Genomic DNA, 17,812 nt, shown 5'->3' on the forward strand with positions numbered 1-17,812 from the left:
AGGCGAAGCGGTCGCCACCGGCAGTGAGAGGATCGTTGAATTCGAGGCGCGCGAACGCAGGCGGCGAGGCTTCTCACCGCAGGTTCGTCATTCGGTTGCAGGACGTCGCGAAGCCGTCGTCTCAGACGGCTGCTTCAAGCGACCTCGATCGTTTGGGGGGAAGGAGGCTGTTGGAGGTGAGGCCGATGATCGCCGTCAGTTTGAGGGGCCGATCGCCCAAGATTGGCCGCGCCTGCCACCAATTCAATGGTTAGCGAAAGGCAAATTCTGGCGGCCGGCCGCCATGGGATCAGCCCCAGATCCGTATTGGCCTCGGAGGCGGAGGTGGCGTAGTCTTGCTCAGGGTCGCACTTATCGCGCCGGGTACGAACTTTGTGGCCTGCGGCGGGACGATGGCATCCTGCCGCAGGCGATTAAGTATCTTGGAATTATGTTCGGTCACTATGCCGTCTAGGACGGATTGGGCCTGCGAGAGCGACATGGGAACCCGGCCGAGCGCGCGGATCTTAGCTACCTTAACATCCCCTCCCACGGTCGCACCGGGTAACAGCCGCAATCGTCCGATCACTGGTCCTATGTACTGGATCGTCCTACGTCCGAAGCGGCGTTGGCCGGTTTGATCGACATGGTCTTTCCCAAATGCTTCGGTCAGGCGATGCCCCAGATCGACGGCTTCGGGATCGCTTTGCGGCGCGATGGCCGCCCAGAACGCGGCAAGTTCTGGCGCCGTAACGTCCACGCGCTCGTTTGCGACGAAGTCCTGCGCTTCCTTCAGTACCTGAGCCTGTGCATCACCTGCAGTATCTTCCGTAGCGACCCGCGCCGCGAGAATTAGGCCGGACGCTTGCTCGACCAAGAGAGCAAGAATACCGATTTGCAGCTTGCCGGAGCCATCTTGTATAGTCAGGGAAACCGCAGTCGCATCCAGAAACACGTCGCGACCATAGGCGTTGGAGAGGTTGCCTTTGGCGGATCTGAGTTCCCGCAGGACGTCCCTTGCGATCCGGCCGGCGCCATTGACCGAGATCTTCTTGCCCATTGCTTCGCTGATCCGGGACGCAAACACCTTCAGAGGTAGGTCTCTGACTTCCGGATCCTCTGCCATCTTTGACGCGATGTCGAACGCCTTCGCGAAGTCTTCGGTCTTGGTGACGCCACGCTTGGCTCTCGCGGTCAGCCCAGCGATGCTCTTCAGATCTTTGGTTTCCTTCCAGATCCTCTTGAGCCTGAACATCGTAGGCTCGCTGACGCCTGCCGCCTTGGCTGCCACACGTGTCTTAGTGCCAGCTTCCATGTCCGCAAAAGCGGATAGGCGGGCCATCAGCTCCCCATGCTGCTTAGGTTGCAGCGTCTGGAGAAACACGAAGTCGTCGTCCGTCGGCTGATACTTGAGCCGATTGAACACGCTTTCTTCGGTCCGGCGATGGGCGGAAGGTTCCTGCACAACCGCTCCACTAGCACGCTCTCGCCGTTTGAAAATGCCTTTTGCAACCCCCGGATTCCTCCAAACTGCAAAATATATCACATTTAAGATTGCTGGGTCTTGTGGCTGAATGCAGATCGCATATATGCGAACCCTATCATGTATAGGATGGCTGTATGAGACTAGAAAAATCGATCTCCTCTCGCACCAGAAGGACAGGCGGAAACGGGAGAAAAAGAGGAAGCGGGCCGCTGCATCAGCAATCCGATCTCCGTTCACATCAGTTCGACATCGCCTTGCCGCAAGTCGGCGGCGACGCAGTCCTGACGATCGTACGGCCCACTGTGGGGCCTTCGATCAGGACGACGATGTCGGGCCGGTCCTGGACCATGAATGCCGCCTACGCCTCGGCGCGTAGCCGGTGCACGATCCCGATCGAGGCAGGAACCGATCTCACTGCGGCCTGGAAAGACGAAAGCGTCACTTCCACGGTCAAGATTTGGGGGCAGCCCTGTCGTGTGGAACTTCGCACGTCTAGCGGCAGATGGAGCACGGTCCTAGATCGCGCCCGGCTCGAGGACGACCTGACCCTCTCCCTGATCGAGTTCAAGCACGACTGGGCTGCCTTCAATACCGAAAAGGCGCGGCGCCAGGTTTGGCTCGGCCAGCTGGCCGCCGAAGCTCTGGGTGCCAAATATGTGAGGGAGGTCAGGTCCTCGTTGGGAACGAACACGTTCATCGCCAATTGCGAGTTCGTTCAGACCTATCGTTTCGTGCCTATCACGATCCGGCAGCGCTACATCGCCCAAGACCTGCTGGACAGCTTGGGAACGGTCTCTCTGGGGCGCCTTGCCGATGCGCTCGCTTCCGATCCGGCGAACGGGATGGCGGTGGTCTGCGCCATGATGGTGCACCGTATCGTGTCCATCGATCTTGACCGGAAGATCAGTCGCGACAGTGCGGTGCGCGCGGTGCCGCCGCTTCCCGATTTTATTCCGGGCCTCTTTGACGCGCTCGAGAAGCCCCTGTCGCGCGCAGCCTGAAGCCGATCAACCAAAGGAGGTGTTCAATGTCAGATGCCTATAATTGGCTCGTGCCAAGCGCACAGGCGGTGATCGCCGGGATCAAATGCGAGTGCTACTCCCGGCTCGAATTCGATCGCCGAGGCGGCGGAATGGTCCTCCTCCGGCGGTTGGATCGCGACGTCGACGACATTGTCGATAGCACACTGTCGCTGTCGCTCTGCGACTTGGTCGACCTGGATGCGGCCGGCCAGATCGTTCAGTCTTTCGATCATCTCGACTCGGATCACGATCCGGACCCGACGATGCCCACGATCGCGTGGCTTGAGGCCGGGATGGTCGCCGGCCGCCTCATTGCTGCATAATCACTCCGCCCCGGCTGTAATGCTGGCGGAACGAAGCTGACGCGCCATTCCGGCGCAGTCGCACTCTTTCCCGAACCTACTGGACGAAAACGACACGGAGGCTCTCCGGCCGCCGCTGGTGCCTCTACGCGCCTGCGAACGCCATGTAGTCAGGAGTATCATATGAAGAATGAATATGTGGATGCCGCGGTGAACGGCATCTTCGGAAAGGTCGTCTTACTCGACGACGGTCGGCGCCTTCTCTTCAAGAGGGTGTTCGCCGAGGGCCTGCTCGAAATCGACTGTCTGCGGGAACACAAGCAGTTCAAGGTCGTCGATCCGCTAACCGGCGAACTGCGCATTCCCGACGTCTCGTGGCTTGAAGAAATGCTTGCCCAAGGCCGCATACAAGTCCTGGATGCGCCACCAACCGCCGTGCCGGCCGACCTCGCGGCGCTCGACATGGATCGCGAGCAGATCCTGGCGAAGGACCCTTACGCTGAGGTCCGTCGAGACTTTCTGCGCGCGATCGCGGAGGTCGCGACCGGAGGCGACGATCCGAAGATGGGCAGCATCAAGGATCGGATCTGGAACGAGCGGTTCCAGGCGAGGGTCGAGGCTATCGCGCTCGAACGCCCGGACGTCGTTCGGATGACCTGTCCCGAAATCAGCACGATTCGGACCTGGCTTCGCAAGCTGGATCCCATGGTCGCTACCCTTGCCCAGGTTATGAACAAGACCGGGCTTGGTTCCCGCGAACCGAGGCTCGACCCTGAGGTGATCGAGGCGCTGCAGGAGCTACAGTCCTGGTACTATGATGATTCGGGGCGTCGTCAGGTGGATGCCCTCGCCGAGATGACAGACCTAATCGCGAAAAGGAACGCCGTTCGCGCGGAGGGGGCTCTCCCTCCTCTGGACTGTCCGTCGAAGGAGACCGTCAGGCGATACATAAACGCGGGGCTCAACCGAGATAGCTACGCCCGCAAGTTCGGCGAGGCGGCCGCGCGATCACGATGGGACGGCCAGGGACAGCCGCTCAATCCGACAAAGATTCTGGCCATCGGGCTGATCGACGACACCGTGCTCGATGCGGTCACGGTCTTCGACGCCGATCGGTGCATGCCGGCAGGACGCCCATGGCTGACGGTGATCATGGATGTCTACTCGCGCTGCATCCTGGGTTGGATGCTCGACTTCGTTCCGCCCAATCACCACACTGCGGCAGAAGTCATCCGTCGTGCCAATCGGCCGAAGCAGATCCGACCGGAGATGGCTGCGCGCTATCCGGTCCTTCAGAGAATCAACGGCAAGCTGGACAGGCTGATCGCCGACAACGGTACCGGATTCGCATCTGCATCCTTCCAGCAGGTCTGCGCCGATCTTGGTATTACCTTGCAGCTGGCTGCGGTTGGTTCGCCCCGGCACAAGGCGATGCTCGAGCGCTTCTTCTACACGCTCAAGACTTACCTGCTTGAAAAGCTGCCGGGCTACACCTTCACGCCAGCGTTGCTGCGTGAGTTCAACATCGATCCTGAGAAGCAGGCGGCGCTGACGCTCACCGAGCTTCAGTTCCTTATTTCCGAGTTCGTGAACGCCTACCACGTGACCGTTCACAGTGCGCTAGGCGTGCAGCCGGCCAACAAATGGCAAATGTCCATGGAAGCTCATGGCCGCGACATGATCCTGGACGAGACGCGCATCGATATCAACACAGGTGTCACCCTGCATGGGCGGCGACTCTATCGAGGTGGAATCCGGCTGTTCGGGCTCACGTTTCACGACGCAATCATCAGCCGGCATTTGAATGATGAGTTGGTCGGAGCCGAGCCGCACAACAGAAGGGTGAAGAGCGGCGCGACCGTGGCTACGGTCAGGATCAAGTATAATCCTGCCAACCTGCGATGCGTTTGGGTATGGAATCACGTTTCCAACAGGTGGGTGGAACTGCCGTGCGTTGATCAGGCTTACGCCGATGGCCTGACCCTTTGGCAGCACCGTCAGATCAAAGACTGGGCGAAGCGCAAGAGCCTCGCATTCAACTCCGTCGAAGAACGTCTGGATGCGCGGCGCCAGCTCAATGATCTCATCCTGGAGCTGGCGCCAGAAATGCGGCCTCGCGAGCGCCGGGCCGTCGCGCGGATGACGGGGCAGTCGGCGGCTGGTCACATGCAAGTCACCCTAGAGGAGGCCGAGCCAACTCATCACGGCATGGGACCGATCATCGAGCATCAGACGAACGAAATGCGCGAGGATGCGGACATCAAGCCAGACCGCCCAGGTGTGGGAACAGGAAAATCCAAATCCCAGAGCAACCAAGAAGAGCAGGATTTGGGGGATGAGGACGAAACGCACGACGGTGACGACAAGCAGGATCTCGACATCGGTGAGGCTCAGCCCCCGATTGAGGGCAGCGACGACGATGATGACCGTTTCAGGGAGTTCGAATGATGGCTAACACGCCCAAGCTGTTCACTAAGGAGGATTTCCTTCCGAAAACCGGAAATCCCTTTCCGGCCGAGTCGACCGCAGCGTTCGTTAATGAGTCTGCGATCATCGACGGATATGACGAGATTTTCGTCTCCAACCCGCGACATTATCCGGTCTTCGCGAAGATCGATCAACTGAGGCTCCTGGGATTGGCGCAGCCTGGAAAGCGCAAGCGCGCCTTGCGCGTGTTGGCTCCCAGCGGGTCGGGCAAGACGACCATCATCCTTAAATATGCTGAGAAGCTGGAGGCGCGATTGCCCGAGGAGGACAAGGGGCGCTGTCGTCCCGTGGTGGTCTTGTCGGTACATCCAAAAATCAAGGTGCGCGGCTGGTGGGTCGCCGTGCTCACGGAACTGGGTGATGAACTGATCAGCGCCAGCGACACCGAGGAAGTCCTTCGGCGCCGGGCCTATACTCAGATCGCAAATCATGGCGTCGAACTTCTGGTGATCGACGAGGTTCAGCATCTCGCTGTTGGCTCGAAGATGACCGACGAAGTTACGGATAGACTGAAGCGGTTTTTGGACGACGGCATCGTGCCGCTCGTTCTCGTTGGAACCAGCGAAGCCAAGGACATGCTCCAAAGCAACGTCCAGCTTTCAAACCGTATGATGCCGCCAGCCGATATCGAACCGTACACGACGTCCAAGCAGGACAGAAAGGATTTCGCAGGATTCCTTCAGCGCCTTGACCGGGCAATCGTGGCCAAGAACCTTATGCCCAAGACTGCGGGACTTGGAGATGGCCTCATCCCCGCATGCATCATGGAGGTTTCAGGTGGGCGACTTGGCATGGCTGTCAATCTCGTTCGCGTAGCGCTGGGAAGGGCATGTCGTCGTGAGGCTGAGATGATCGAACTTTGCGATCTCCAGTCCGCCACCGAGACCTGGGCCGTTGATCAGGCGATCATTCTCAAGAATCCCTTCTTCGCGGAAGTAGGTGGCTGATGGGCGGTTGCACGACACAAAGTAGCCAGACTTCCACCGAAAGGTTTTCAGGCATTCCCCGCCTAATGTGGGGAACGCAGGACATACCGCAGGATGAGAGTCTGATGGGCCTATTCTCCAGAACCTGCGCGGAGAACGTCTACGAAACGACTTGGCCGGCGCTTCATGCTTCAGGGGCTTCCCACGCAAGAGCGTTCGTTATGCCGGTCGATCCCCAGTTCGATAGCGGCAGAATCGCTCACGTTCTGCGTGCTCCTGTGGATGAGGTGGAGAAGCGCCGCTATCGAGCAGTCGAACGATCGGATGGACAGGTTCTGGTGTCCTTCTTCGGCGCCGCAGTGCCCCGCCGGGATCTGGATTTCACCGTTAGGAGAGTATGCGCGTCGCAACTGGCCCACGCGCCCTATCACCGCGCGATATGGAGCCATGCTTTGGTGCCGTTCTGTCACGTCACTGGCGAGTGGCTGATGAGCGAATGTCCGCAATGCTCTGAAGAATTGGGCTGGCAGAGATCACATGGCATTTCAGTTTGCGATAACCCGGAATGCCGATTTGACCTCAGCTCGGTTTGTGGATTTCGGGTCGATGCAAAGCGGTTCGACATCGCTGCGCCAATAGTGAGGCTGCTGGATCCTGATGCGAACGTGCATCAGGCGGCACAAGCGATTTTGCCGGAACAACTCGCTGGAATGGAGCGAGGGTTCGTTTTCGACCTCATCTGGCGGTTCGGAATGTTTGTGAATGGGCTGGATAGCACGCGACGAGGCGAGGTTCGCCACCTGGATCGTGATCAAATCTTGGACACGTTGGTCGCGGGTGCGCAATGCCTTGACCGATGGCCCAGTCCGCTGTCGCGGATGCTTGAGGAGATCGCCTCCAACGGCGACGCAGACGAGGTGATGTCCAACTTGGCCAGCCTTCGAAAGCGGATATGGAGTTATTTCCCGAGCGCTACGCACCGTGCAGTCTTGAAGTCGGTGGTGCCGCATCTGGCGACTAAAGACAGGACGTTCATTGCTGACTTTGTCGACTATGCCGGTGACGCTGAGCAGGGCGCAACGCTCCTTGGCGTTTCGACCTTCCAGATCACCCGCCTGCGTCGGCTGGGGCTGATCGATGCGCGGGCGGCCAGCGGCCAGAAGCGCGTCCATGCCGTTTTCTCGCTAAGGAGGCTGGAAGAACTCAAGCCGCACATCGAGGATCGATCGACGCTCGGGAGCGTGACGGAGCGTCTGGGCATACCGGCGTACGGCATAGAGCAGTTGGTCTGCATGGGACAGATATCTGCGATACCCGACGGCATCGTCCAAGAGATGTACAGGGGCCTTCAGGTATCAAAGTCGGATGTGGACGATCTTATCGAGGAGATCGAAAGCAGCCCTGTCATCGATGCCGCTGGCGAAAGTCATTGGCGCCCCCTGCGCAAGGTTCTGGTGCAACTTGGCGGTGGAGAAAAGCCGTGGGGTCCGATCATTGGACGTCTCCGCGATCGCCGGGTGAGGTTTCGCCTAGTGAGTGGAGCAGCACCGCTCGCCCGCAGAATTCAAGTCGCAGCGGATCAGGTCGCCGAGATCCTGCGCTGCCAATTCGAGAGGTCGGGGCACGCCTTCGCCTTCGAGACAGCAATGTCACGCCGGGATGCTGAGGAAGTTCTCAACCTGTATCCGCGGGCGATGGGTTGTGCCCTCAAGTGTGAACTGGCGTCGACGATCCTGCACGATGGACGGCTGTGCCGCACTTCTGTCCTGAAGCTGGCTGGGGAACGAATAAGCGGCGGCGAGATACTCGCACGGTGGGGAAGCGGCCGGAGGATGCCGGCAGAACTTCACGACGAGCGTCGGTTTCCTCGCCTCGGTCCCACTGGCTGGGATCGACGATCTGTCGAAGATTTGTTCGCCAAAGAAGCTGGCAAACGCCTCTGATCGCACCATCGAAAAATTCGTAGAAGGAGTGAGAGTATGTTGGTTACCTATCATAGCATCCACCACATCGAGCGCCTCACACGTTCGCTACATGATATTTTCACGACGGAGATGGGGCGTCCTGTCTCGTTGGAGACCTGCTGTGCAGCAGTGTCGCGGGGCCTTACCCTGAGCGGAGAAGCGAGCCATGCGCCCATGACCTACATCGGCTTGCCATGGTGCACGACACCTGCGCTGCTCTATCTGGCTGGCTTGGGACATGTCTTCGAACCAAGGCTGGTTCTCCAAGCTCTGCAGCGGCTTGAACGACGTCACATCATCGATACGCGTCGTGGTGCCTATTCTCCATTGCGCAGTCCCAGGTCTCTTCGAGCGAAATGCAAGGTGCGCGAGCAACGGATTGCGAAACGGAAGCACGCAGCCTGATCATTCGAGATAACTGGCCATTTCGGCCGGCGTTCTGCCGGCCTTTTTTTTGTTCCATTTGTAAGGGATATGGCGGGCTATAATCGCTTGTAGCGCTTTAACGGGTCATCCGCGTTATTCGAAGCCCTTTAGCGGGTTTCGCCCAGTGGGTCGAAAATCGCATAATGTTATTTTTCAGAGCGTTAGGCCGAAGTTCTTCAGCGGGTCTGGTCACCGACAGATGAAAAATCAGATCATCGCCCATCCGGCGAGGACCAACGCCTGCGCCGCGGCGATCAGCCATAGCAGCCGGACGAAAGGTTGTTTGCGCGTCTTGTGACGAAAGAGTTGGCACGCGGCAAATGCACCCGGCGTCCCGCCTGCAAGCGCCCAGAGCAACAAGGTCCGCTCGCGGATTCGCGCCATCCCCCGCACGGCCCGACGCTTGTCGAACCCGAACAGCATGAAGGCCATCAGGTTCGCCAGCAGCAACCAGGCGAGCACAAGAAACTGCGCGACGGGAATAGGCTCAACCGCGCACGGTGACGCCGATCCAAAGCGTCCTGGGCGTGCCCAGATCGATCGATCCACCGGCATTGCGGGTGACGATATCCTCGTCGAACAGATTTTCTCCGCGCGCGACCAGGCTGATGCCATGGCCGATCGGCAACCGGGCGAGGGCGTCCAGCGTCAGCGCATCGGGCAGCACATCGCTCTGCAGATCATCCTCATATTGCTTGGCCGTGTAGCGCAGCGTCGCCGACAGCTCCGGCCCGGCCTTGAGCGCCCAGGCCAGGGTCGCGCTGGCGAAATGGCGCGGCACCTGCGCCGGGGCGAAGCCGTCAAATGCCATGCCCGGCGCATCGACCTTGCTGTGGCTATAGGCATAGGAAGCCAGCAGCGAGAAATCGGCCGGCAGCTGCGCGCTGGCGGTCAGTTCCACGCCCTTGGCCACGATCGCGTTCACATTCTGCCGCTTGCGGGTGACACTGTCGATGGTGACATTGGCGATCGCATCGTCGAGCCGATTGTAGAAGAGCGTGGCGGACAGCTGCACCCCGGATGTCGGGGTCAGGTCGATGCCGCCCTCCACACCTTTCAGCTTCTCGGGCTTGAGCGCCGCATTGGCCTGGGTGGTGATCGGGAAGACGACGAAGGGGCGATACAACTCGTTGAGCGTGGGCAGACGGAAGCCGCTATAGGCCGCGCCGCGCAGCGCCACCGCATCGCTCACATGGTAGAGCGCGCCGGCCCGACCGGAAAATTCCCAGTCGGAGCGATTGGCGTAGGCGCTGTCCTGCGTCACCAGGCCGGCCGCACTGACCGCCTTGTAGAAGCCGTTGCGGATCGACCAGCGATCGGCGCGCACGCCGCCGGTCAGGACCAGATTGCCAATCGTCCAGTCATCCTCGGCAAAGATGCCGCTGGTGATCTGATCGCCACCGGCATGGCGGCGCGATGTCAGCGGGTTGCTGGCGACGCCGGCATTATAGGCATCCTCATACATGTCGCCGGTGGCAAAGCGGCTATCCACGCCGATGCGCAGTACATGCTCCTCGCCCACCGGCGGGCGCAGCTCGATCTTGCCGCCGATCCCGGTCGAGGGCGTGTTGCGCTGGTCGAGCGACTTGCGGAAGCTGGTGGAGGAGATGACGATATTGGAGAAGTTGCGCGCCTGGAGATAGGCGAGCGCATCGACCTGCCAGCGGCCGCGGCTGATATAGCGGATGCTGGCATCCTGGCCCTGACTCACACTGTCGGCGCCGGCAAAGCGCAGCGTGCGATTATCCTGGAACAAGGTGCCGCGAAACTGGATTTCCGAGGTGGCGTCGATCGGCGCGACCGCGCGCAAATTGGTCGACCAGCTGTCATAGGCGGCGGGCACGGTAGCGGCGACGCGCTGGTCGCGGGGCGTGGTCTGGAAACCGTCACCCCGATCCCAGCGACCGGACAGCGACACGTAACCACTGCCCAGATCCGGCGCGATGCTGGCGGACAGCTCGGTCGCATCCCTGCTGCCATAGAAGGCGCTGGCGCCGAAGTGCGGCATCTGGTCGCGGGTGGCGCTGGCCAGTTCGATCGTGCCGGCGACCGCGCCGGCCCCGAACGCGCCACTCCCGCCGCCGCGCGTCACCCGCACCAGCGCCAGCCGGTCGGGCACCAAAGCCGAAAAGGGGATATAGCCGAAGAAGGGATCAGCCACCGGCACGCCATCGAGCAGCACCAGCGTCCGGCTCGACGCATTGCCACCCAGCGCTCGCAGGGTGGCGCCCTGGTTCGAGGGATTGGACGCGCGACTGTCAGAGCGGCGGAACTGCTGGAAGCCCGCGACATCGGCCAGCACGCTCTCGATCCGCCCCGACGCCGCATCCTCCAGCCGATCCCGGTCGATCACCACAGAGCCATAGGCCGGCGTCCCAGGCGGCAGACTCAGCCCCGTGCCCGTCACCACGATCGACGCGGCCTCATCCGCCGTCACATCGGGCGCCTGGGCAGCGGCGACGCCGGGCAGCGCGCACAGCATCAACGGCAGCGGCAGGATTTTCATGAAGCGCGTCCCCTTGGTCCGATTTTGCATCGGGGACTAGGAAGTCGCGCCCGCCACTGTCAAGCCGCGACCACCGGCAGCGCTGCCATCACCAATATCGCGCAGATACATGCACACCATGGCCAAAGGCGGCATGATTCGACGATTCGCCATGGGCCGATCCGCAGCCGCGTTCGCCCCGGCGCCACCCGCCAATTTAATCACACCGCCAAAACCCCCGGAAAACGGGGGATTTTTTCCTTTTTCAAAAAGTTTTTCATTTTTCTGCAATTCAGCCCTTGCCGACTTTGGAAACCACTGCTAGTTCGCCGCCACCCGCCGAGAGGGACACACTCTCCCGGCCGCCAAGAGCGGGCGTAGCTCAGGGGTAGAGCACAACCTTGCCAAGGTTGGGGTCGAGGGTTCGAATCCCTTCGCCCGCTCCAGATTTCCCAGAAATCGATGCGATAATCACCCTTCGGGGGCAGCAAGGCCGCGTTGTCACATGCGCTTTCCTGCTGCGGCCACGCGGCCCTGATCTGCCTGTGGCCCGCCCTGTCATGTGGTCAAGGGCTGCCAATGGCGATAAGCCACCAGTCCCATTCCCAACGCCTTTGTCGCACAAATGAAAGAATGCGCTTCTAGGCGCGACGCATTCCGCAATTCCCCGTGCGGTCACGACCATCAGGGGCGATCGAGGTGATCTGGACACGGGACGATGGCCGCATGCTGGCCTATGCCTCCGGCAATTTCGGCAAGGCACTGGTTTTCAGCGGCGCGGATCTGACGATATTGTTCCTGCTGAGCGACGTGCTGAACCTTGGCGCGACGACGGCGGGATGGCTGATGCTCGCCGCGCTGTGCGGCGACCTGATCTTCGATCTGCTGGCGGCGCGGCTGACGATCCGCCTGCGGCATGTCGGCAAGGGCTATCGCTGGATGGTGGCGGTGGCAGCAACGCCCTGCGCGATCGCCTTCGCCCTGCTCTATGCCATGCCCTTGCTTGGCGCCCGGCAGCTATGGATGCTGGCCATAGCCTTGCTGATATTTCGGGGCGCCTATGCCATCATCGACGTGCCGCACAATGCGCTGATGGCGCAGGTGACCAGCGACAGCAGCGCGCGGGGCCGTGTTTCGGGCTATCGACTGCTGTTCAGTACGGCGAGCGCGCTGATTGTCGCGACCTTGTTGACGCCGCTGGTGCAAGATGCGGGCAATACCCGGTCCTTCGATCGGCTGGCGCTCACCGGCGCGGCGACGGGCGCCGTCTTTGCCCTGACGATGATCCTGTGCGCATGGACCTGCGGCGGCGATACAAGCGGTGGTGCCGCCCGCACCGCCCGGCAAAGCGCAAGGCAGGACGGCATCGACATCCCGTTTCGCGACCCGATGGTCGTGGCACTGGCTCTTCTGGCCCTGCTCACCGGATTTGCCGCACCGGCGTTCGGACGCTCCCTGCTCTATATCGGCAGCTATGTCGTCCGCCGCCCCGATCTTGTCGCGACCTTGCTGCTGGCCGTGACGATCGGCCAATTCGCAGGCGTGATCCTGTGGACCGCCATGACCAGACGTTTCAGCAAGAGCGCCCTGCTCGCCATGGGGCATGGGGTCAGCATCATCGGGCTGGCGGGTTTTGCCGCCTGCCTGTCCTGGCCACCTGCCCTGGCCATCTGTGCGGCGGTGATCGGCGTCGGCCTCGCCAGCATGTTCATGCTGCCATGGGGGTTGCTGGCCGATGCCGTCGATGTGGTGGAATGGCGCCATGGCAGGCGCTTCGAGACAGGCCTGTTCGCCTTCTATCTCGTCGTGGTCAAGGCAAGCGGTGCGGCCTTCTCAAGTCTGACCGGCTGGACACTTGGCCTGCTGGGCTATTTGCCGGGGCAGGCACAGACTGCGGCAGTCCAGGCCGGCATGCTCGGCCTGGGGCTGGGCGTTCCTGTCCTTGGCAGCCTTTGCGCGATCCTGCTGATGCGGCGCTTCGACCTTGGCCATGCCCGCCATGCCCGGCTGCTCGCAGCGCTGGCACGGCGGGAGGCACGCAATCAGTCGGGCGCCGATCCGGTTTCCGGATTGAAGCGCGGGTTGGAGAAATCGAGCGGCGCGGGCACGACCCTGGCCGGCGGGCTGGCGCTTTCCGCCCAGGCGCGGCAGAGCATGTCGCGCAGCATGGCAGCGCCGGCAGCGGTCCGTTCATAGACGAGGGCGCGCACATCCTTGTCGGCGAAATCGGCAAAGCCGTCCCGCTTTTCCAGCTGATAGACATATTCCATCCGATCGCCCGCCTGATCCAGGAAGGCGAGGATTGCATCGAACATGTCGCCGTCGCGATGGCCGGGTGCGCCGATGCGCGGCGCGATGTCGGCCACGGTCAGCTTCATGCCGTCGACGAACTGGCTTTCGAAGCGGCCGTGGATACTGCGATCGCGGGTGTAACCGCCGGGATTGTCGCCGCGCCAGCCGTCCGAATGGATCGAGTCATGCAGCGGCTGGGCGCCATCGCCGATATAATGGCCAAGGCGGATCGTCTGGAAGGCGCAATGCTGGGCGGGGACGGATATGTCGCCCCCTTCGGCCTGCGCCTTGCGGACATGGCGCATGCAGACGACCAGCCGGTCATAGGCCTCGATCGCCGCATAGGGCAAAGTGCCGGTCCAGCGGACATTGGTCCGCGCGGCGGTCGCCGGATCGCTGTCCTTGATCGTCTCATAGCGTTTGTAGAGCGCGATCACGAATTCATAGCGCGAGCGCGGGATCGGCTTCAGGAACGAGAATTGCTCCCGGAACCAGCCATGATTGGGATCTTCCTCGATCTTCGAGAAATTCTCCGAATCCCCGCGCCAGCTGTCGGGCAGCGAGGCGGAGGCGGCGATGTAATCGGTATAGGCCTTGAGGAAGACGGGGCCGTCCTGCGGGATGGCGTCGAGCGCAGCGCGGTCGATCACCGCATGGGCGGTGCCGCCCCAGGCCATGGCGGCACCGGGGCTGAACGCCAGCGCACCGAGCGCCAGGGCCAAGGTCAGTTTACGTGTCATCATGCCTCCCTTCAGGGGTCGAGCGGATCGCGCGGATCGACCCGCGCGGACAGCCGCGACGGGCGAAACAGCAATTCGGTGGGGGTCAGGCGCGCGCCGATGGCACCGGGCTGATAGCCCAGTTCCTTGTCGTTGCGCTGCACGAACAGGGGATTTTCGATCATCGCGCTCTGCCCCGGATTGCAGACGATCAGCGTATCCTTGTCCAGCGGCGCCGCCATCGCCATCAGCAGGCGGGTGGCGTTGCGCAAATTGGTGGTGGTGTGCCGAGCATAGGGCTCGATGATGATGGCATCGGCCGGCACGCCATAGCGCTCGATCAGCGCCTGGCGCATCTCCTGCGCCTCGGCAAAGCGGGTCGCGCGCGGATGAGCGCGGCCGCCGGTCAGGATGAGGAAGGGCGCGTCGCCATCGGCAAAGCGGTTGGCGGCAAGACGCAGATGATATTTGCCGAATGGGCTCAGCGCCATGCCGTCGACTTCCGGGCCGACGCCGGTGACGATCAGCGCGCTGTAGCGATAGCGTTTCCAGTCGATATTTTTGGCTCGCGCCATGGCGGGGGCGTTGAGGCCGCCGGTCAGCGGCTCGAAGCCGATCGCGTCGGTGCGGTCGCTGACGTCGAGCAGGGCAAGGGCATAGTCGATGCTGGAATCCAGCGCCTGGGCCGATCCCTTGCGCGGCGTCTGCGCGATCCAGGCGGCGGCGCGCAGCCGGGCCTGGCGCTCGCGCGGGTCGATCGTGCCAGCGCCGTCGATATCGGGATAGGCGGGCACCTGCCCCAGCGCATAGCTGCGCAGGATGGCGTTGATCCCCTCCACCTCGCGGCGGATCTGCGCACCGGCACCATCGTCCGCGACCGGCACGTCACGCAGCGACAGCGCAGCCTGCACCATCAGGGCGATTTCGGTCGGGGTCCAGATATGGGCCTGTGCCACGCAATCGACATCGCCGGCACACGCCGTGCGGCGATCTTCGCGGGCATGGAGCAGCGCACCCATGTCCGGCCGGGCGCGGAAGGCGGCAAGGGCGGCCGGATCGTGTCCAAGGGCGTCCAGCACGGGAAAGAGGCGCCGCGACAGCGCCTCCGTCACGGCGTCGCGCGCCGCCCCGGCCAGAGCCGGGACGGGCGTGATCGCCACCGCCGCCATCGTCATCAACGACGCCGCAACGCGGCCGAGGCGGCGGGCCATCACCAGGACTTGCTGATGACGAGGCGGAAGTTGCGACCGAAGATCGGGCGGCCATAGATCGCCTCGGCACTGCCCTGACCGCTCAGCGAGTCGGTGCGGGTATTGCCTTCGGTCAGGCCATGGGCGTTGAACAGATTGTCGCCCACAATCTTTCCCTGCCAGCTGCCATGGCGCGCCGTGATGCCCGCGCCGATCGTGCCATAGGCCGGCAGCGCGGTGTTGTTGTAGAGGTCGACATAGCGCTTGCCCATATAGGTGTAGCGCCCATAGACCGACACGTCGGTGTCGCCCGTCTGGAAGTCGAAGCTGGGGCGGATATTGCCGTAGACCTTGGGCTGGCGGACGATCTGGTTGCCTTCGGCCTGTTCCGGATCGGCGCCGGTCGAACTTTCGAAATTCTTGTATTTGGGATCGCTGATGGTGAGCGCGCCGTTGAGCGAGAACCAGTTGGTCAGCGCCAGCTTGCCGTCGAACTCGACGCCCTTCACCTGCGCCTCGCCGATGAAGGGCACGTTGACATCGTTGCGGCCCGTGGTCGGATCATAGGCCAGGAAGCTGGCGTTCAAGGGATCGAAATTGGTGTAGAAGCCGGTGACGTAGAGATAGGAGCGGCCGAAGGCGAGCTTGAGGCCGGCCTCGAACTGGTCGGCCTTGGTCGTGATGATGGTCGGGTTGATGCTCATCACCGTCTGGATGTTGGGCGGCGTTTCGAGGTGCGAGGCGCGGCCATAGATGCCGACATGGCTGGAAAAGTCGTAATTGGCGCCGACCGTCCAGTTGGTGACGTTGGGCTTCAGTTTCTGGTTCAGGATCACGCCGGTGAAGGCGCGGGTGCTGTCGTCCGCCAGGGTGCTGGTGTCGCCCAGATTGGCCGCCTCGGTCAGCGCGGCCCAGCCCTTGTAGCTGTAGCGTTCGTGACGGATGCCGGCGTCGATGCGCAGGCCCGGCACGATTTCCCAGGTGTCGTTGGCGAACACGGCGAACATCTTGGCATCGCTGTCGCCCTGATTGAGGGTGGCTGCATAATTGAGCACGCCATTGTCGGTGACGCGGCCGATTTCCGCGCCGGCGGCATTATAGGCGACCAGGTCCAGCGTGCGCGGCTTGCCGGCCACCTCGATCAGGTAATTCTGATAGAGGGTGCGGCTGTCCTCGCCATAGAAGCTGCCATAGATGCCGAGCTTGAGGTCATGGGTGCCAAAGCCGGTCTCGAACTTCTTGGCGACCGACAGATTGGCCTGGGCCGAATAGAATTTCGAGTGGATGTCGCGATACTGGCCCTGCATTACCAGGCCCGACGCCGCGTAGGGATCATAGACGGTGTTGGTGCCCGCCAGCGTATAGCCGAAATGGTCGACCGCACCGAAAGCCGTCGTGGCGCGGGCGAGATAGCCGGCGGCAAAGGCGTTGCCGTCGGCCGGGTTGGTGGTCGAGTAGAAGGCGCTGAAATCGAGCTTGCCCTGGGTATAGCCGGCCTTGGCCGAGACCAGCCAGCCGTCGAAGTCGCCATCATATTGGGCGCCGAAATTGACCATCTGCATATGGCGGCCATCCGACAGGTCGCCGGTGCGGCTCTGGATCTGGCCGGTGCCGTCGCGATATTTGAGGTTCACATGGCGCAGCGCCGGCGAATTCATCGTGCCGTTGAAATAGTCGATATATTTGTCGAGCGAGACGCTGGGATCGCGCGGGTCGGAGATCGGGATCGGCAGATAGAAGACGTTGTGGTCGTTCACATAGTTGAGGTTCAGCTTGATCGATCCATTGTCGAAATCATGCTTGATATTGGCGCGCAGCTGGCCGCCCTTGTCATTGGCGAAGCCATTGTCGCGATAACCGTCATGATAGCGGATGAAGCCGCCGATCGCATAATAGGTGTCGTTGCCGAGCGGGCCGGCCTGATAGGCGTCGAGGCGATAGAGGCCGGTGTCGCCGAGCGTGACCTGGGCCTTGCCGCGCGCTTCGTCGCTGCCGGTGACGGTGATCGCGTTGATGATCGCGCCCGAATAGCTGGCATAGACCGGGGCCGGGCCGCCGCGCACGACTTCCACATGGTCGGTCATCAGATCCTGCTTCAGGATCGCGTCGCCGCGGAAGAAGACGCCGTCATTCTCGTGGAACAGCGGCAGGCCGTCCTGCTGGAAGCTGACGAAGCCGCCATCATTGGGCAGGCCGCGGATGCGGTAGATATTCTGCACTTCGCCGCCGGTGATTTCGGTCTGGAAACCGGGCAGCTGGCCGATCAGGTCGGCGAAATTGACAGGCGCGATCTTCTCCACATCCTCGGCCGAGATGGTGTTGATCGCATAGGATACGTCGAAGCGGCGCTGGGCGCGGGTGGAGCCGGTGACGATGATGTCGTTGGGGCCGTTGCCGGCGTCGGCGGCCGCTTCGGCGGCGGGCGCGGCGTCGGTGGCGGCCTGCGCCAGGGCGGGCGTGGTGATGGTGCAAAGCGCGGCAAGCGCCGTGCCGGAGGCAAGGAAAGTCTTGAGCATGATGCGTCGCCTCTGAAT

12 protein-coding genes, 1 tRNA gene and 1 pseudogene are annotated in these 17,812 nt (G+C 62.1%); 7 read left to right on the top strand and 7 right to left on the bottom strand.

Features of this window, described 5'->3' with window-relative positions:
* Positions 1-289: 289 nt before the first annotated feature.
* Positions 290-1,444 (bottom strand): hypothetical protein, encoded by a 1,155-nt coding sequence (locus AC13EK_RS13995; RefSeq protein ID WP_138984437.1) that lies wholly within the window; start codon positions 1,442-1,444, stop codon positions 290-292.
* A 368-nt stretch (positions 1,445-1,812) separates the two neighbouring features.
* Here AC13EK_RS13995 and AC13EK_RS14000 point away from each other — a divergent pair, with 368 nt between their 5' ends.
* The 5 genes from AC13EK_RS14000 to AC13EK_RS14020 all read left to right on the top strand — a co-directional run bounded on the left by AC13EK_RS14000 (position 1,813) and on the right by AC13EK_RS14020 (position 8,145).
* On the top strand, positions 1,813-2,466 hold the full coding sequence (locus AC13EK_RS14000) for a hypothetical protein (RefSeq protein ID WP_010337095.1): 654 nt from the start codon (positions 1,813-1,815) through the stop codon (positions 2,464-2,466).
* Positions 2,467-2,492: 26 nt separating this feature from the next.
* Positions 2,493-2,810 (top strand): hypothetical protein, encoded by a 318-nt coding sequence (locus AC13EK_RS14005; RefSeq protein WP_010337096.1) that lies wholly within the window; start codon positions 2,493-2,495, stop codon positions 2,808-2,810.
* A gap of 162 nt (positions 2,811-2,972) precedes the next feature.
* On the top strand, positions 2,973-5,237 hold the full coding sequence (locus AC13EK_RS14010) for a DDE-type integrase/transposase/recombinase (RefSeq protein WP_483022252.1): 2,265 nt from the start codon (positions 2,973-2,975) through the stop codon (positions 5,235-5,237).
* Positions 5,234-6,223, top strand: a complete 990-nt coding sequence (locus AC13EK_RS14015; protein WP_483022253.1) for a TniB family NTP-binding protein — start codon at positions 5,234-5,236, stop codon at positions 6,221-6,223. The genes AC13EK_RS14010 and AC13EK_RS14015 overlap by 4 nt, the downstream gene beginning before the upstream one ends.
* Positions 6,224-6,288: 65 nt before the next feature.
* Entirely contained in the window at positions 6,289-8,145 is a 1,857-nt protein-coding gene (locus AC13EK_RS14020; protein ID WP_483022254.1) for a TniQ family protein, read from the top strand.
* A gap of 654 nt (positions 8,146-8,799) precedes the next feature.
* Here AC13EK_RS14020 and AC13EK_RS14025 read toward each other — a convergent pair.
* The 3 genes from AC13EK_RS14025 to AC13EK_RS14035 are packed head-to-tail and all read right to left on the bottom strand — an operon-like array spanning position 8,800 to position 11,368.
* Positions 8,800-9,042, bottom strand: a complete 243-nt coding sequence (locus tag AC13EK_RS14025; protein ID WP_483022255.1) for a DUF1294 domain-containing protein — start codon at positions 9,040-9,042, stop codon at positions 8,800-8,802.
* A 37-nt stretch (positions 9,043-9,079) separates the two neighbouring features.
* The gene (locus AC13EK_RS14030) at positions 9,080-11,098 is read right to left on the bottom strand and encodes a TonB-dependent receptor plug domain-containing protein (protein WP_069336578.1); all 2,019 of its coding nucleotides are present in this window, start codon (positions 11,096-11,098) and stop codon (positions 9,080-9,082) included.
* 36 nt (positions 11,099-11,134) lie between these two features.
* Positions 11,135-11,368 (bottom strand): hypothetical protein, encoded by a 234-nt coding sequence (locus AC13EK_RS14035; protein WP_139149968.1) that lies wholly within the window; start codon positions 11,366-11,368, stop codon positions 11,135-11,137.
* 80 nt (positions 11,369-11,448) lie between these two features.
* Between AC13EK_RS14035 and AC13EK_RS14040 the strand changes: the two genes are divergently transcribed.
* Positions 11,449-11,523, top strand: a tRNA-Gly gene (locus AC13EK_RS14040).
* 280 nt (positions 11,524-11,803) lie between these two features.
* Positions 11,804-13,051: pseudogene (locus AC13EK_RS14045) on the top strand (MFS transporter); the annotation flags it as partial.
* Positions 13,052-13,119: 68 nt separating this feature from the next.
* On the opposite strand, the gene AC13EK_RS14050 reads toward AC13EK_RS14045, so the two are convergent.
* Genes AC13EK_RS14050 through AC13EK_RS14060 form a run of 3 tightly spaced genes read right to left on the bottom strand, consistent with a single transcriptional unit; the run spans position 13,120 to position 17,794 of the window.
* Positions 13,120-14,112, bottom strand: coding sequence for a phospholipase C/P1 nuclease family protein (locus tag AC13EK_RS14050; RefSeq protein ID WP_327197978.1), 993 nt, complete (start codon positions 14,110-14,112; stop codon positions 13,120-13,122).
* Positions 14,113-14,120: 8 nt separating this feature from the next.
* Positions 14,121-15,299, bottom strand: a complete 1,179-nt coding sequence (locus tag AC13EK_RS14055) for a YdcF family protein (protein ID WP_069336581.1) — start codon at positions 15,297-15,299, stop codon at positions 14,121-14,123.
* The gene (locus tag AC13EK_RS14060; protein ID WP_483022256.1) at positions 15,299-17,794 is read right to left on the bottom strand and encodes a TonB-dependent receptor; all 2,496 of its coding nucleotides are present in this window, start codon (positions 17,792-17,794) and stop codon (positions 15,299-15,301) included. Before AC13EK_RS14060 ends, AC13EK_RS14055 begins: the two co-directional genes overlap by 1 nt.
* Positions 17,795-17,812: the final 18 nt, after the last annotated feature.

It is taken from the genome of Sphingobium sp. L-44, assembly GCF_056859495.1.